General features: G+C 69.3%; 16 protein-coding genes and 3 tRNA genes. 10 read left to right on the top strand and 9 right to left on the bottom strand.

Annotation, left to right across the window (positions count from 1 at the left end; translation table 11 throughout):
- The 3 genes from JJL56_RS20350 to JJL56_RS20360 all read right to left on the bottom strand — a co-directional run.
- Positions 1-109, bottom strand: a 109-nt coding sequence (locus JJL56_RS20350; protein WP_200486093.1) for a GTP-binding protein, incomplete at its 3' end; no start/stop codon positions are given.
- An 81-nt stretch (positions 110-190) separates the two neighbouring features.
- Positions 191-264, bottom strand: a tRNA-Gly gene (locus JJL56_RS20355).
- Between the two features lie 64 nt (positions 265-328).
- Positions 329-414: transfer RNA gene (locus JJL56_RS20360), tRNA-Tyr, on the bottom strand.
- 144 nt (positions 415-558) lie between these two features.
- On the opposite strand from JJL56_RS20360, the gene rlmB reads away from it, so the two are divergent.
- The 4 genes from rlmB (at position 559) to JJL56_RS20380 (ending at position 2,454) form a co-directional block, all read left to right on the top strand.
- Positions 559-1,425: a 23S rRNA (guanosine(2251)-2'-O)-methyltransferase RlmB gene (rlmB, locus tag JJL56_RS20365; protein WP_145626944.1), complete on the top strand. Its 867-nt coding sequence runs from the start codon at positions 559-561 to the stop codon at positions 1,423-1,425.
- Between the two features lie 91 nt (positions 1,426-1,516).
- Positions 1,517-1,592, top strand: a tRNA-Thr gene (locus JJL56_RS20370).
- Between the two features lie 38 nt (positions 1,593-1,630).
- The gene (locus JJL56_RS20375) at positions 1,631-2,089 is read left to right on the top strand and encodes a hemerythrin domain-containing protein (RefSeq protein ID WP_145626919.1); all 459 of its coding nucleotides are present in this window, start codon (positions 1,631-1,633) and stop codon (positions 2,087-2,089) included.
- A 92-nt stretch (positions 2,090-2,181) separates the two neighbouring features.
- Positions 2,182-2,454, top strand: coding sequence for a hypothetical protein (locus JJL56_RS20380; RefSeq protein ID WP_145626918.1), 273 nt, complete (start codon positions 2,182-2,184; stop codon positions 2,452-2,454).
- A 164-nt stretch (positions 2,455-2,618) separates the two neighbouring features.
- On the opposite strand, the gene JJL56_RS20385 is transcribed toward JJL56_RS20380, so the two are convergent.
- Both JJL56_RS20385 and JJL56_RS20390 read right to left on the bottom strand, forming a co-directional pair.
- Complete coding sequence (locus JJL56_RS20385) at positions 2,619-3,191, bottom strand: polysaccharide biosynthesis/export family protein (RefSeq protein ID WP_137139015.1); 573 nt, start codon at positions 3,189-3,191, stop codon at positions 2,619-2,621.
- A 232-nt stretch (positions 3,192-3,423) separates the two neighbouring features.
- Entirely contained in the window at positions 3,424-4,728 is a 1,305-nt protein-coding gene (locus JJL56_RS20390) for an outer membrane beta-barrel protein (protein WP_145626917.1), read from the bottom strand.
- An 867-nt stretch (positions 4,729-5,595) separates the two neighbouring features.
- On the opposite strand from JJL56_RS20390, the gene JJL56_RS20395 reads away from it, so the two are divergent.
- The 5 genes from JJL56_RS20395 (at position 5,596) to JJL56_RS20415 (ending at position 10,932) form a co-directional block, all read left to right on the top strand.
- Complete coding sequence (locus JJL56_RS20395) at positions 5,596-6,036, top strand: MarR family winged helix-turn-helix transcriptional regulator (RefSeq protein WP_145626916.1); 441 nt, start codon at positions 5,596-5,598, stop codon at positions 6,034-6,036.
- 188 nt (positions 6,037-6,224) lie between these two features.
- Positions 6,225-7,466 (top strand): ABC transporter substrate-binding protein, encoded by a 1,242-nt coding sequence (locus JJL56_RS20400; RefSeq protein WP_200486094.1) that lies wholly within the window; start codon positions 6,225-6,227, stop codon positions 7,464-7,466.
- Positions 7,467-7,634: 168 nt separating this feature from the next.
- Positions 7,635-9,476, top strand: a complete 1,842-nt coding sequence (locus tag JJL56_RS20405) for an ABC transporter permease (RefSeq protein WP_200486095.1) — start codon at positions 7,635-7,637, stop codon at positions 9,474-9,476.
- Positions 9,473-10,219: an ABC transporter ATP-binding protein gene (locus tag JJL56_RS20410; RefSeq protein ID WP_200486096.1), complete on the top strand. Its 747-nt coding sequence runs from the start codon at positions 9,473-9,475 to the stop codon at positions 10,217-10,219. The genes JJL56_RS20405 and JJL56_RS20410 overlap by 4 nt, the downstream gene beginning before the upstream one ends.
- Positions 10,216-10,932, top strand: coding sequence for an ABC transporter ATP-binding protein (locus JJL56_RS20415; protein ID WP_200486097.1), 717 nt, complete (start codon positions 10,216-10,218; stop codon positions 10,930-10,932). Before JJL56_RS20410 ends, JJL56_RS20415 begins: the two co-directional genes overlap by 4 nt.
- 21 nt (positions 10,933-10,953) lie before the next feature.
- Here the strand turns inward: JJL56_RS20415 and JJL56_RS20420 are convergent, their stop codons facing one another.
- Positions 10,954-11,199, bottom strand: a complete 246-nt coding sequence (locus JJL56_RS20420) for a hypothetical protein (RefSeq protein WP_145626911.1) — start codon at positions 11,197-11,199, stop codon at positions 10,954-10,956.
- A 77-nt stretch (positions 11,200-11,276) separates the two neighbouring features.
- A complete protein-coding gene (otsB, locus tag JJL56_RS20425) occupies positions 11,277-12,101 on the bottom strand; it encodes a trehalose-phosphatase (protein WP_200486098.1) in 825 nt (274 codons plus the stop codon).
- A gap of 519 nt (positions 12,102-12,620) precedes the next feature.
- On the opposite strand from otsB, the gene nagA reads away from it, so the two are divergent.
- Positions 12,621-13,829, top strand: coding sequence for an N-acetylglucosamine-6-phosphate deacetylase (nagA, locus tag JJL56_RS20430; protein WP_200486099.1), 1,209 nt, complete (start codon positions 12,621-12,623; stop codon positions 13,827-13,829).
- A 245-nt stretch (positions 13,830-14,074) separates the two neighbouring features.
- Here nagA and JJL56_RS20435 read toward each other — a convergent pair whose 3' ends face one another.
- Entirely contained in the window at positions 14,075-14,284 is a 210-nt protein-coding gene (locus tag JJL56_RS20435) for a hypothetical protein (RefSeq protein WP_145626908.1), read from the bottom strand.
- A 192-nt stretch (positions 14,285-14,476) separates the two neighbouring features.
- Positions 14,477-15,391 (bottom strand): ROK family protein, encoded by a 915-nt coding sequence (locus tag JJL56_RS20440; RefSeq protein WP_247891170.1) that lies wholly within the window; start codon positions 15,389-15,391, stop codon positions 14,477-14,479.
- Positions 15,392-15,507: the final 116 nt, after the last annotated feature.

Consider the following 15,507-nt stretch of genomic DNA (forward strand, 5'->3'; position numbering starts at 1 on the left):
CCAGCACCTTCGTGATCGCCGCCGTCAGCGACGTCTTGCCGTGGTCGACGTGGCCGATCGTGCCAATGTTGCAGTGCGGCTTGTTCCGCTCAAACTTTGCCTTCGCCATCGCTTTGGTCTTTCGTTCCCGACGTTCCGGACGCACACAATGGCCCGGCCGAGACCGACATTTCCCTTAGCGCGGGGGGATTGGAGCGGGTGAGGGGAATCGAACCCCCGTCGTAAGCTTGGAAGGCTTCTGCTCTACCATTGAGCTACACCCGCCTGCCACGCCCCGCCCGGCGCTATCGACCGGGAACTGCGATCACGGACAAGCCGTGGAATGTAGTGGTGGAAGGGGCTGGATTCGAACCAGCGTACGCATACGCGGGCAGATTTACAGTCTGCTGCCTTTAACCACTCGGCCACCCTTCCTCAGGCCCGCTGCGGGACATGCCCGCCGCGGAGTTCGGCACTATGAGAATTTTTCAGGCCTTGTCAACACGTCTGAAGCAGTCCAAACCAGAAAACTGTGAATAACCGCGGCGGGCTTAGGCCTGCCCCCTCCAGCCGGACACCATGACCCGTTCGAAGAAGCCATCCGCGCCACACGGCCAGCCCCCTGCCCCGGCCTCCGCCCCACCGAGGGGCCACGCCCCGTCCCACCGCGAGTCGCGTGGCGACCGCTCCTCCTCCGGGCGGGGCGCGCAGGGCGTCCTGCTCTACGGCCTGCACCCGGTGTCGGCGGCCTGGCTGAACCCGGAGCGGCGCATCCACCGCCTGATCGCCACGGAGGCGGGCCGCGCCGCGCTGGAGCCGGTGCTGGCCCAGGCCAAGGCCCGCGGGCTGCAGCGGCCCGTCCTGATGCCGGCCGACCGCAACGACCTGGACCGCATGCTGCCGCCGGGCGCCGTGCACCAGGGCGTTGCGGTGGACGTCGCTCCCCTGGACGAGGTCGGGATCGACGACCTCTGCGTGGAGGCCGACTCGGACCCGTCGGCGCTCATCGTCGTCCTCGACCAGGTGACCGACCCGCACAATGTCGGCGCCATCCTGCGCTCCGCCTCGGCTTTCGGCGCCAAGGCGGTTGTGGTGACGGAGCGCAACGCGCCGGAGACCACCGGCGTCCTCGCCAAGAGCGCTTCGGGAGCCCTGGAGTCGGTGCCGCTGGTGCGCGTCACCAACCTCGCCCGCGCGCTGGCCGATCTCCAGCAGGCCGGCTTCTGGACCGTCGGCCTCGCCGAGTCGGGGCAGAGCACGCTCGCCCAGTGCAATCTGACGGGCCGCACCGCGCTGGTGCTGGGGGCGGAGGGCGCTGGGCTGCGCCGCCTGACTATGGAGCGCTGCGACATCGTCGCCCGCCTGCCGACCCAGGGCCCCGTGGGCAGCCTGAACGTCTCCAACGCCGCCGCCGTCGCCCTCTACGAAGTCGCCCGACTGCGCTGACGCGCCGCCGAACGCGCCGCACAGGTGAGGCTTGCTGCGGACCGCGGAGGACGCTAGTGTAAGCGCCCGCCGCGGTCTGGCCGGGCGGCACGCCGGTTTAGCTCAGTTGGTAGAGCAGCGGTTTTGTAAACCGAAGGTCGCGGGTTCGAGCCCTGCAACCGGCACCACCTTTTCCTCTCGCCAGACCGACGCCCGGCCCCACCCCATGACGCCCGCCCCCGACGGCCGCTCCCTGATCCCGACCGGTTCCGGCGTCATCGACGCGGAGCACGGCGCCATTCTCGATCTCCTGTCGGTGATGACCGCGGGCGGTCCGGTCGGGCTGGCGGAGTTGACCGCGCTCCGGCACGAGGTGGCCGAACATTTCGCCACGGAAACGGCGGAGATGGCCGTCCTGACCGCGGACCGGCGGGAGCGGCACGAGCATGCCCACCGCAGCTACCTCGCCGGCATCGACGCTCTGCTGGACACCGCGGGGCGTGGCGATCCGGTGACCGTCGACGATGCGAATCGGCTGATGCTGTGGTTCATCGTCCATTCCAACACCGCCGACACGGAGTTGGTGGAGGCCGGCCGGCGCGCCGGCGACGAGCCGCCGATGATCACCATGGACGATTGGCTCGACGGCCTGGACGAGGCCGACCGGGACGCCCTGCTCTCCTGAGGCGGCCGCGCCGCCCCTCTCCGGGGAACCGCGTCTCCGGGCTCCGGTTGGAGGAGGGACGATCCCTTCCCGCAACCGACCCAGGTTCCTTCATGGAAAAATCCGACACCCCCAACGCCGGGGCGCAGCGCCTGCGCGATGCCATCGACAAGGGCTTGACCGGCGACAAGATCCCCGCCGCCGACCCCGCTGCGGCGCCGCTGGGCACCGACGACGAGGCTGCGGGCACCCGTCCTCCCCCCGCCGCCAGCGCTCACGATCCAGCCCCTCCCGAAGCGCGCGCGCCATCGGGCCACTCCAAGGGCGCCGACGCCTTCCGCAAGGGCGATCTTCCCTTCGGCAAAGGCACCCGCGACGACGGGTGACCGCCGCCGCCGGAAAAATCTGTGCGAAAAAAAATGTCCCTCTTCCCGGTGGGAAGAGGGACATCGTCATGGCGTCGAATGGTGGCGGGGCGCCTGCCCCAGTTTTCCGAAACAAATGGGCCGTCTGATGGACCGTCCGGCACGTCGTCGGAATTGGTCGCCGATCAGAAATAACGCTCCGGCACGCGCAGCACGTCGTCCGGCATCACCGGCGTGGTGATCGGGGCACGGCGCAGTTCCTTCTTGGGATCGGCCCCGCGGGTGATGAGGACGTAGTCCTCCTTGGCGCGGTAGGTGTAGCCGCCGGCCATCGCCACGGCGGACAGGGCGGTCATGCCGTTCACATACTGGTACTGGCCGGGGTTGCGGACCTCGCCCAGGATGAAGAAGGGGCGGTGGTTCAGCACCTCGACGCTGACCTTGGCGTCGCGGACGTATCCCTGCGACAGGCGCTTGGCAATGTCGGTCTCCAACTCGCGCGGGGTGTGGCCGCGCGCCGTCACCTCGCCGATCAGAGGCATGGCGACCTTTCCCGAACCGTCGACGCGGAATTCGCCGGACAGCTGCTCCTCGCCAAAGACGATGACGCGCAGCGCGTCGCCGGCCCCCAGGCGGTAATCCGTCATCTGGGCGACGCCCGGCGGTTCGAGAGGGGCGTCCTGGCCACCGGCGCAGCCGACCATCGCGGCGGCGACCACGGTCATTCCGAGCGCGCGGAACACGTTACGTCGATTCATCCCTTACCCTTCCATGGCTCGTGAGGACATCGGGTCCGGCCGCCCTCGGACGGAGCGGCCGGACCCTGAGCGGTCACGGAGGGAGACTAGCAACTCGCACGCGCTTGGGAAAAAGTGGAGAGGAAGTAACGCCAACGGAGGAAAAGGATTCGCGTCACCGTATAGGCGGAAATGCAAAAGGGGCGCCCATCGGCGGATGGACGCCCCTCTGTGCATTTTCCAGACGATCTGATTACATCTGAGCGCCGACGCGCAGATAGACCAGATTGTCGGAGTAATCGAAGCCACTGAGGTTCGAGTTACGCTTTTCGTAAGTATAACCGCCATTCACGAAGATATAGCGGCTGAGCTGATAGCTGGCGCCGGCCCCCAACGTGTAGACGTCGTCGGTGCGGTCCACGCCGTTGAAATCGTCCTGGCGCCACTGGACGCGGGCGTTCAGCAGCAGGGTACGCAGCAGCTCGTGATCCACGCCGACAGCGGCCACGGTGCGGTTGTAGCTCGACGCGATCTGGCTGCCGCGGGCGTAGGTCGATTCCCGGACCTGACGGCTGAGCGAACCGGTAACCGAGGTGAGCTGGGTCACCGACCAGTTCAGGCGGCCGCCCACGGCCAGACCGCCGAAATCCTTCAGCGTCGGATCGTCGTAGGTCCGGCTCAGATAGCCGGCATAGATCTCGCCGTTGATCAGGCCGGTCAGGTCGGTGGACAGGCCGCCGACGACCTCGTAGCCCTCCGAGTCGCGGTTGACGCCGCCGAAGTCCTGGCTCAGCCGGTAATTAGTCCAGTTGTAGGAGCCCTGGACGAAGGCCTCGTAGCCCTGGATGAACTCGTAGCCGACGCGGGCGGTGCCCGTATAGCTCCAGCGGTCGCGGTCCTCCTGAGACTCCGTCTGCCCGTTGCTCAGTTCGGCGTCCTGGTAGGAGGTGTACTGGGCGCCGCCGGTCAGGCGGACACGGACGCGGTTGAAGCGCTGGTTGAAGGACGCCTCGCCGCCGTGGGTGAAGTAGTTCACCGGCTCCGCGAAGCGCGGCACGACGGTGCCGGTGGCCAGCGACACGTCGAAGTTCGGGTCGGATCGCCCTTCATGGTCGCGGCGGCTGAACAGCAGACCGCTGACCGAGGAGTCGCGGGTGATGTCGTAGCGGCCGTCCACCTGCGCCCGGTAATCGGCGTAGTTCTCCGACGAGTAGTCGAAGAAGCGCCCGATGTTGCCGGAGGCCGAGAAGTTCAGGGCGTGGTTGTTGAAATCCGAACGCACGTCGACGCGCGGCTGGGTGACCCAGATGAAGTCATCGCGGGTGTCGTTCTCGGTCGCGAAGACGTTGCTTTCATAGGTCAGGCCGGTCTCGATGCGCGGCAGGATAAGGAACGATCCGGCGCGGATGCCGAGCTGTTCGACCTCCGGACGGCGGCGCTCCAGCACGGATTCACCGGGCTGCAGTTCCTGGGCGCTCACCGGCGTGGCCGCGGGCAGCGCCGTCAGCACGGTGGACGCGAGCGCGAGGGCGAGGAAGGACAGGGAGCTGGGCTTCATGGGTCACCGCGCAAGGCTGAAATCAGTGGCTCGTATCGGGCGGCCGAATGGCCTCGGAATGTGCAATCGCCGCTCCGGCAGAAGCGGACAGTCGCTGCAAAGACAACTCATGGCGTGATGTCCGTGCAACAGTGAAGCCGTTCAGCCGTGGTTTTTGCCCGCGCCTGTGTTGTCGGCGCAACAAGACTTGCGTCAGACGGGCGCTCTATTGCCATACGCCCGCACCATTAGAGCTAAGGTCATACGACCGCAAACCCTGGCGGCCACTTCCTCGGGAACCAGCCTTCGGCGGCAACCGTTCACCCAGGGCGGCCCGGAACCGCCTGCAATCGGGATCATGAGGAAACGCCGAACATGACCAGACCCCTGACCACTCCCCCGCCACCCAAATCGCCCCGCCATCCTGGCGACGATGTCGTGATGCCGCCCTACACACCCGGGAGTGTCCCACCGCCGGACGGCGAGCTTCCGAAGTCCGACCGCGAAAGGACTCCGCCGCCGAACACCTACCCACCGAAACAAAATCCTTAATCGAAATATGGGCTCCCTTCTGGTATGACCAAAACACACCCGCATATGCAGATTGCAGCCTAGTCCCTCGGGAAAGATTTTTGAAACGCACGGCTCATCTTCGTTCGCGAGTGCTTTGCATTCCAAATAGTGAACACCTTTGGACTGTGGCCCTATGCCGCAGCGGCGAGCGTTGCCTATCGCGACTTCCATCCCTAGGCTTCAAAGCGAAGCCTGCTGCATTTGGCGCAAGCCCGGGAACATTCCCCGGGATCGGCGCCGAACCTGTCGCACGGTGTTTCGCCGACACCCGCCGCGACCGGAAACGGTCCGGCTCCGCAACGCTCGTGTGCGCCCATGGATCAGATTGCCCATTCTCCGACCGACGATTACCTGCTGACCGGGCAGGTCCACTATCGCCTTCGCCGGGCCCATCAGCGCGCGTCCTCCATCTTCATGGACATGATCGGCGACTCCCAGCTCACCCCCACCCAATGGGGCGCCCTGGTCACGTTGCGGGCCGAGGGATCGCTGTCGCAGAATCAGCTCGGCCGGCTGACCTTCATGGACCCGGCGACCACCCAGGGCGTGATCCTGCGCCTCGTGGAGCGCCAACTGGTGGAGCGTCAGCCCGACCCGCAGGACCGGCGGCGCACCAGCGTCAGCCTGACCCGCGCCGGACAATCGCTGGTCAGCACCCTGCTGGAGAACGCCACCCGGGCGCATCACCGCACGCTGGACCCGCTGACCCCGGAAGAGCAGGCGACCTTTCTCATGCTCCTCTCCCGCCTGATGTGAGGCCGGCGCTTCCGGCACCGGCAGGCGGAAAACAGGCCTGTTGAAAACCGGCCTGTTGAAAACCGGCATGGTGCGGCGCAACGGAACGGTGACTTTTGCGGTGGGTTTGCTATGAACGCAGACATTGCGTTCACGCTGCCGTTCCATGCGTTCACGCAGCCGCCAACCGCGCCGGGATACCGCCGACCATGAACCGCCGCCATCTCCTGCTTGCGCCGGGCGCAGCCGCCCTCGCCGCCCTTTGCTTCGCCGCGCCGATGTCCGTCGCCAAGGCGCAATCCGCCCCGGCCCAATCGGATGGCCAGCCAATTCGCGTCGGCGAGATCAACAGCTACACCGGCCTGCCGGCCTTCACGATTCCCTACCGCCAAGGCTGGCAGCTCGCGGTGGAGGAGGTGAACGCGGCGGGCGGCCTGCTCGGCGGGCGCAAGCTGGAGGTCGTCTCCCGCGACGACGCCGGCAAGCCGGACGACGCCGTGCGCGTCGCGCAGGAATTGCTGTCGAACGAGAAGGTCGAGCTGCTGGCCGGCACCTACTTCTCCCATGTCGGGCTGGCCGTGGCCGACTTCGCCGCGCGCAACAAGCTGCCCTTCGTGGCGGCGGAGCCGCTGACCGACGCCATCACCTGGACCAAGGGCAACCGCTACACCTTCCGCCTGCGCCCCAGCACCTACATGCAGGCGGCCATGCTGGTGGAGGAGGCGGCGAAGCTGCCGGCCAAGCGCTGGGCCACCGTCGCGCCCAATTACGAATACGGCCAGTCGGCGGTGCAGTGGTTCCGCCAGCTCCTCTCGGAGAAGCGCCCGGACGTGGAGTTCGTCGCCGAGCAGTGGCCGGCCCAGGGCAAGCTGGAGGCCGGGCCGACCGTGCAGGCGCTGGCCGCGGCGAAGCCGGACGCGATCTTCAACGTCACCTTCGGCGCCGATCTCGCCAAGTTCGTGCGCGAGGGCGAGGGCCGCGGCCTGTTCCGCAACCGCACCGTGGTCAGTCTGCTGACCGGCGAGCCGGAATATCTCGATCCGATGAAGGACGAGGCGCCGGAGGGCTGGATCGTCACCGGCTACCCTCAGGAGCAGATCGACACGCCGGAGCACAAGGCCTTCCGCGACGCCTATGTGAAGCGCTTCAACGAGCCGCCGCGCCAGGGCTCGGTCGTCGGCTACGCCACCTTCAAGGCCATAGCCGCCGCCGTGGAGAAGGCCGGCTCCACCGATCCGGAGAAGCTCGTGGACGCGCTGTCCGGCTTGGCCCTGTCCAGCCCCTTCGGCCCGATCACCTTCCGCGCGCTCGACCATCAGGCGACGATGGGCGCCTATGTCGGCAAGACCACGGTGAAGGACGGCCAGGGCGTGATGACCGGCTGGCGTTACGCCGACGGCGCGGACTATCTGCCGTCCGACGAGGCCGTCCGCAAAATGCGTCCGGAGTAAGGGCGGAGGGGCCGGCCTACTTGCCCCCACCCTTCCCACGGCTGCGCCGCGGGCCCCTTCCCTCCCCCGCTCCGCAGGAGAGGGAAATCTACTCCCCTCCCCTGCGAAGCGGGGGAGGGTTAGGGAGGGGGCAAGACCTCGCTTCCGCAGACCCTGCCGAAAGAGCCGATGTCCTTCTACCTCGTGCAATTCCTCAGCGGCCTCGCCACGGCGGCTACGCTGTTCCTGGTGTCGTCCGGGCTGACCATCGTGTTCGGCGTGACGCGGATCGTGAATTTCGCGCACGGCTCCTTCTACATGCTGGGCGCCTATCTCGGCTGGACGCTGGTGGAGCGCTGGGGGACCACGCCCCTGGGCTTCTGGGGTGCCGTGGCCGCGGCCTCGCTGGCGGTCGGGCTGCTCGGCGCGCTGATGGAGATCGGGCTGCTGCGCCGCCTCTACCGCTCGCCGGAGCTGTTCCAGCTTCTCGCCACCTTCGGCGTGGTGCTGGTGGTGCAGGACGCCGCCTCCTGGATCTGGGGATCGGAGGATCTGCTCGGCCGGCGGGCGCCGGAGCTGCGCGGCTCCGTGGACATACTGGACCAGCCCTTCCCCCTCTACGACCTCGTGCTGATCGGGCTGGGGCCGCTGGTGCTGGGCCTGCTCTGGCTGCTGTTCAACCGCACGCGCTGGGGCACGCTGGTGCGCGCGGCGACGCAGGACCGCGACATGGCCTCGGCGCTCGGCGTCGATCCGGCTCGGCTGTTCACCGGGGTGCTGTTCCTGGGATCGGCTCTGGCCGGGCTGGGCGGCGCGCTCCAGGTCCCGCGCGAGGCGGTGAACCTGCACATGGACATGGCCATCGTCGTGGAGGCCTTCGTCGTCGTCGTGGTCGGCGGCATGGGCAGCCTGACCGGCGCCTTCGTCGCCTCGCTGCTGATCGGGCAGTTGCAGGCCTTCGGCATCCTGGTCTTCCCGCAGATCACGCTGGTCCTGGTCTTCCTGTTCATGGCGGTGGTTCTGGTCATCCGCCCCTACGGCCTGCTCGGCCGCGCGGAGGACGCGCCGCCCACCGCCGCCAGCCCCGGCCCGCCGCTGGTCGCCGCGGCCGGCGCGGCGCGCTGGGCGCCCGCCCTGCTGCTCGCCCTGCTGGCGGCGGTGCCGCTGGTCGCCGGCGACTACGCGCTGATCGTGCTGACCGAGGTGGTGATCCTGGCGCTGCTGGCGGCCAGCCTGCATCTGCTGATCGGGCTGGGCGGCCTCGTCTCCTTCGGGCACGCCGCCTATTTCGGGCTGGGCGCTTACGGCGCGGCCCTGCTGGTCAAGCATCTGGCCGCACCGATGCCGCTGGCGCTGGCCGCCGCGCCGCTGGTCGCCGGGCTGGGGGCGCTGGCCGCAGGCTGGTTCTGCGTGCGGCGGTCGGGCCTCTACTTCGCCATGCTCACCCTGGCCTTCGCGCAGATCGTCTGGTCGGTGACCTTCCAATGGTACGGCGTCACCGGCGGCGACAACGGCATCCTCGGCGTCTGGCCGCCGGATTGGGCGGCGGGCAAGGCGGCCTATTACTGGCTGACCCTGGCGCTGGCCGGCGGCGCGCTGCTGCTGTTGCGCCGCGCCGCCTTCGCGCCCTTCGGCTACGCGCTGCGCGCCGGGCGCGATTCCGCGCTGCGCGCCGAATCGGTGGGCATCGACGTGCGCCGCCACCAGTGGCTGAGCTTCGCGCTGGCCGGCTCCGCCGCCGGTCTGGCGGGCGGGCTCTACGCCTTCGCCAAGGGTAGCGTCTTCCCCACCCTGATGGCAGTGCCGGTGTCGGTGGACGCGCTGGTCATGGTGCTGATGGGCGGCATCCAGACGCTGAGCGGCCCGGTGGTGGGCGCCGCCCTGTTCCACCTTCTGGAGACCGAGGCGATGAGCCGGACCGACTGGTGGCGGCTGGTCCTGGGCACCATCATCCTGGTGCTGGTTCTGGCCTTCCCCAAGGGCGTCGCCGGCTTCGTCCGCGACCTGTGGACCCGCGGGAGGGACGCATGAGCCGCCGTCTCGCCGTGGAGAATCTCCAGCGCGCCTTCGGCGGCGTGCAGGCCGTGCGCGGCGTGTCCTTCGCTCTGGACGCCGGGGAGATCCTGGCGCTGATCGGGCCGAACGGGGCCGGCAAGACGACCTGCTTCAACCTGCTGAACGGCCAGCTTCGGCCCGACGCGGGCACGGTGCGGCTGGACGGGGTGAACATCGTCGGCCTGCCGCCGCGCCGCATCTGGCGGTTGGGGGTCGGCCGCACCTTCCAGATCACCGCCACCTTCGCCTCGATGACGGTGCGCGAGAACGTGCAGATGGTGCTGCTTTCCGTCCACAGGCGGCTGTTCGGGCTGTGGACCCCGGCGGCCTCCGGGTTCCGAGACGAGGCGATGGCCCTGCTGGAGCGCGTCGGCATGGGCGCTCAGGCGGAGCGGCCCTGCGGCGTGCTGGCCTATGGCGACCTCAAGCGCGTCGAACTCGCCATGGCGCTGGCCGGCGATCCAAAAATCCTGTTGATGGACGAACCCACCGCTGGCATGGCCCCCGGCGAGCGGCAGGAGCTGATGGCCCTGACCTCCTCCCTCGTCCGCGAGCGCGGCCTCGCCGTCCTGTTCACGGAGCATGACATGGACGTCGTGTTCGGCCACGCCACCCGCATCATCGTCCTCGACCGCGGCCAGCTGATCGCCGAGGGCACGCCCGACGCCGTGCGCTCCGACCCGCGGGTGCAGGCCGTCTATCTGGGAGGTGCGGCATGACCGGCCAGCCTCTCCTGAGCGTTCGCGGGCTCCAGGCCTGGTACGGGCGGGCGCACATCCTGACCGGCGTCGATCTGGCGGTGGAGCGGGGCGAGGTGGTCGCCCTGATGGGCCGCAACGGCGCCGGCAAGACCACGACGATGAAGGCGATCATGGGTCTGCTCGACCGGCGCGCCGGGTCGGTCGCTTTCGACGGGCGCGAGGTGTCCGCCCTGCCGCCGCACCGCGTCGCGCGGCTCGGCCTTGGCTACGTGCCGGAGGACCGGCGCGTCTTTACCGACCTGACGGTGGAGGAGAATCTGGAGGTCGGCCGCCAGCCGCCCCGCGACGGCGCCCCGCACTGGACGCCGGAGCGGCTCTACGCCCTTTTCCCCAACCTCGCCGAGATGCGGGGCCGCCGCGGCGGACAGATGAGCGGCGGCGAGCAGCAGATGCTGACGCTCGCCCGCACGCTGATGGGCAACCCGTCGCTCCTGCTGCTCGACGAACCGTCGGAGGGGCTGGCCCCGCGCATCGTCCAGCAGATGGCCGACGCCCTGCGCGCCCTGAAGGCGGAAGGTCTGTCGATTCTCGTATCCGAACAGAATCTCGCCTTCGCCGCCGCGGTCGCCGACCGGGCGAGCGTCATCGAGAAGGGACAGATCCGCTTCGAAGGCCCGATGCGGAGTCTGCTGGAGGACGAGGCGGTGCGCCGGGCCTATCTGGCGGTGTGAGGCTGGCGGTATGAGGGCTGGTCACACCAGCATGTCGAGGACACGCTTGGTGTTGTCCTGCGCGGCCTGCATCACCTTGACGTTCGCGGCGAAGTCGGTCTGGGCCGAGGACAGGCTGACCACCACCGCCGGATCGAGGTTGCCGGCGGCGAGCTGCGCGCCCGCCTCGTCGGCGCGGGACTGGGCGCCCTGCAGCCCCGCCAGGGCGGAGGCCTGGGCGTCGGGCAGGGACGGCATCCGCGGTGCGCCGAGCGCGCTGATGTCCATGGTGGGAACCCTCGATTGACCGGTCGCCCATCCTACCCCTTCCGCGCGGGAAAAGCGACGGGGACGGGCCGGCTCGCTCAGCCCTCCGCCAGCCAGACGGCCAGACGGTCGAGAAGGACGCCGGCCTCCGCCGGGTCCTTGAGGCTCCATCCAGCGGCGCTGGGGGCCGGCGGGTCCATGACGCGGATGCCGACTCCCCGCCCCTCGCCACGCGCCGCCAGGGCACGGAAGGCGTCCTCGTCCGTCTCGTCGTCGCCGAGATAGAGCGGCAGCGTCTCCGGTCCCGCCAGCCCCAGGGTATCGAGCAGCGAGAGCACGGCCTTGCCCTTGTCCCAGGGGACGTTGGGCCGCAGCTCGTGAATCTCCTTGCCGCCGGTGATGCGCAGCTTCGGAAAGGCCGCCGCGACACCCTGCACCGCGTCGCCCACCGACGCCTTGCGGTCCGGGGCGACCCTGCGGGTGTGGATCGCGATGGCGAAGCGTTTGCGCTCCACCAACGCGCCCTCGACCCCATGCAGGCGGTGCAGCAGGTCCGCCTCCGCCGCGTCGAGGTCGCCCAGATACTCCTCGCCGATCCGGGTGCGCAGGCCGGGGCCACGGATGTCGAAGCCGTGGCTGCCGGCATAGATCAGATCATCGATCCCGACATGGCGGGCCACGTCGTCCAGGTCGCGCCCGCTGACCACCGCCACCGGGCAGAGCCCGGCCAGCCGGCGGATCACCGCGCGCACGGAGTCGTCGAGGATCGCCAGGTCGGGGCGCTCCACGATGGGCGTCAGCGTCCCGTCATAATCGAGGAAGACGGCGGGCCGCCGGTCGCCCAGCATCGCCGCGAAAGCGTCGAACCGGACGAGCGCCGACGGCTTGCCTTCGGTGGAAGCGGGGGGCTGCTGGTCGGTCACGGGCGGCTCTCCTTTATCGTCCTGATGCATCGTATGTGGGCGCTGTCGCGCCGGCGCACGATCGGAACAACGGGAAAGCGCCCCCCAGGGTCCGGATGGGGGTCTGGGTGCGGAGCCGGATGCGTTAACCAACGATGTTATCGCACCCGATACGATTGTGACTCTCTGGTCACAGCGACCCCGGAAAAAGCAACGGCCCCACCTGGGGGCCATTGCTTCGGGGTTTGCACCCACCTGAGATCTTTGTTAATTTTGCAGTGCAGCAAGAGATTGCTGCTTCGCCCTTCTTGGGCGTTTCCTCCCTAAACTCAGGCCGCTGTTCGTCAGCGGCCTTTTTTCTGCCAGAAACCTGTCCCCTCTGGCAATCCCTAACGAACTCCATACCCCAACAATTCCAGCGTCATAATCCGTAAATAATTAGGGGTTTTGACGACGCGGCAGCCTCTTGCGCCACAGTCCCCTCCGGGTTTTCCTGTCGGCCCACCGCCGCCCCTCCGCCGCAGCCCATCGGGTGCCGAATTGAGCCACGCACACAGCCCCGCCGCCGACCGGCCGCTGAAGGCGCTCGTCAACGCCACGCTCCACACCGGCGACTCGGTGCTGGCCGGCGCCGCCTTGCTGCTCGATGGCCCGGCCATCGCCGCCATCATCGCCCCCGAGGCGATTCCGCCGGAGGCCGAGGTGACGGATCTGGGCGGCGGCATCCTGGCCCCCGGCTTCATCGACCTGCAGGTGAATGGCGGCGGCGGCGCGCTGTTCAACGACACGCCCGACCTGCCGACGCTGCGCCGCATCGCCGAGGCGCACCGCCGGTTCGGCACCACCGGCCTGCTGCCCACCCTCATCACCGATTCGGCCGAGACGCGCGCCGCCGCCGTGGCCGCGGTGCGCGCCGGAATGGCGCAGGGGATGCCCGGCCTGCTCGGCATCCACCTGGAAGGCCCGCACATCGCGCCAGAACGCCGCGGCGTCCATGACGCGCGCTTCATCGCGCCCCCCGACGCCGGTGACCTCGCCCTGCTCGGCGGCTTGTCCGGCCTGCCGGCCCTGGTCACGCTGGCGCCGGAAGCGGTCCCGCCGGAGCAGATCCGCCGGCTGGCCGCCGCCGGCCTGCGCATCGCCGCCGGCCACAGCGCCGCGACCTGGGCGCAGGCGAAGGCCGGCTTCGCCGCCGGCATCACCGGGGTCACCCATCTGTTCAACGCCATGAGCCCGCTCGGCTCCCGCGAGCCCGGCATGGTGGGGGCGGCACTGGAGGAGGATGGGGTCTGGTGCGGCATCATCGTCGACGGGCACCATGTCCATGACGCTTCCGTCCGTCTGGCCTGGAAGGCGAAGGCCCGCGGCCGGCTGTTCCTGGTGACCGACGCGATGCCCCCGGTCGGTGCGACCCAACCCGGCGCCACCGAACCCGGCGCCACCCAGCCCGGCGGCTTCCAGCTCTACGGCGAGGACATCCGGGTGGAGGACGGGCGCTGCGTCACCGCCGACGGCACGCTGGCCGGTTCCGCCCTGGACATGGCGACGGCGGTTCGCAACGCCGTGGAGCGGGTCGGCATCCCGCTGGACGAGGCGCTGCGCATGGCCTCCGCCTATCCGGCCGATTTCATGGGCATGGCGGGACGGCGCGGCCGCATCCGGCCCGGTCTGGCCGCCGACCTCGTGCACCTCGACGAGCGGCTGCGGGTTCGGGCGACCTGGATCAGCGGCAAAATGGCCGTTTCGTGAAACACCCCCTGCACGCACGCGAAAATCTGTCGTATAGAGGCCGCAGAATTTCGACCCTCATACGCAGCATCGAGGAGACTTACCCATGGACATCGCCCTGATGGTTCTGGCCGTCGTGTTCTTCTTCTGGCAGACCGTTTCCGAGTGATCGGGGTCCGGGCATCCGGACAAGCGAAAGGGCGGCTCCCCGGCGGAGCCGCCCTTTCGCGTTTCCGGCCCGTCAATTCGGCCGCCGGCCGGAACCGTCAGTCGGCCAGCACGCCGCCATGGATCGGCGGGTGTTCCAGCCGGGCATGGGCGGAGGCGACGAGCCTCAACGTCTCCATGATCGTTCCGATCGCCTCGTTCAGGTCGGCCCGCCCGGCGGGCATCGGCATGCCAGACAGGACCGATTCCAGGTCGGCGGCGGCGTCCTGAAGAAGGACGCAGGCCTCCTCCAACTGACGTTTGGCCATTACGCCGTCCACAGAATCCGACGACGGTGCCTTCTGCATATTGCGATAGGCATTTTGATTTGCAGTTTGCAGCGAAGCCCCACGCCGCCCCTTCTGAAACCCCGATATGAAGCCGAACATGGGCCTTCTCCCTTCCGTGTCGGAGGGTATAGAGCAAAAGCCGCGCCAACTCGCGGGCATCGGCCAAAGGCATCACTGCATGGGCCAAAGCCATGCCGCGCCGCGCATACCGCTTTCGGCGCCATGGCGCGCCCGGAGGAAGCGGGTGCGCGGCGCCGGACTCAGCGCCCAGCGCCCCCACAGGGCCGGCACCGCCTCGTACAGCCCCGGCAGGTCCGACAGACCGCCGCCGACCACCACCGCGTCGGGGTCGAGCAGATTGATGACGGCGGCCAGCGCGCGGGCCAGCCCGTCGGCATGGCGGTCCAGCGTCGCCCGCGCCTGCGCGTCGCCGGAGCGGGCGCGCGCGGCGATCTCCGGCGGGGCCAGCGCTTCCCCCGTGCGCCAATGATGCAGACGGGCCAGACCCGCGCCGCACAGCAGAGTCTCGATGCAGCCCTCCCGCCCGCAGCCGCAGGGCAGCGGCGGGCCGTCCTCCGCCGTACGCCAGGGCAGCGGGTTGTGTCCCCACTCCCCGGCCAGGGCGTTGGCGCCGGGCAGGATGCGCCGGTCCGCGACGATCCCGCCGCCGACCCCGGTGCCCAGGATGATCCCGAAGACCAGCGGCGCCCCGGCGGCGGCCCCATCCACCGCCTCCGACAGGACGAAGGCGTTGGCGTCGTTGGCGATCCGCACCGGACGGCCCAGCGTTCGCGACAGGTCCGCGGCGAAGGGCCGCCCGTCCAGCCAAGGCAGGTTGACCGCGCGCACGGTGCCCGCGGCGGCGTCGACGATGCCGGGCAGGCACAGGCCGACCATGGCGTCCCGGCAGCCCGCACGCTCCTCCAGCGCCGCCACGGCGCCGGCCAGCGCCTCCAGCGTCTCCGCATAGCCGCGCGGCGTGTCGGCGCGGTGCCGCGCCCGCTCCGTCCCGTCGGGAGCCAGGAGGGTGGCGGCGATCTTCGTGCCGCCCAGATCGACGCCAATTCGCATCGGACCCATGCCCATGACGGACTCCCAGCGCGGGTGGACAGTGAACGGGGTGGAAAAGCAGCTCCCCCTATAGCGCAGCGCTCCGCCCGAATCAGCCATCCCGACGCGCACCTCCTCCATAAGAGGTGGCG

This window comes from Azospirillum aestuarii (genome assembly GCF_016632405.1).
GTDB classification, from domain to species: domain Bacteria; phylum Pseudomonadota; class Alphaproteobacteria; order Azospirillales; family Azospirillaceae; genus Azospirillum; species Azospirillum aestuarii.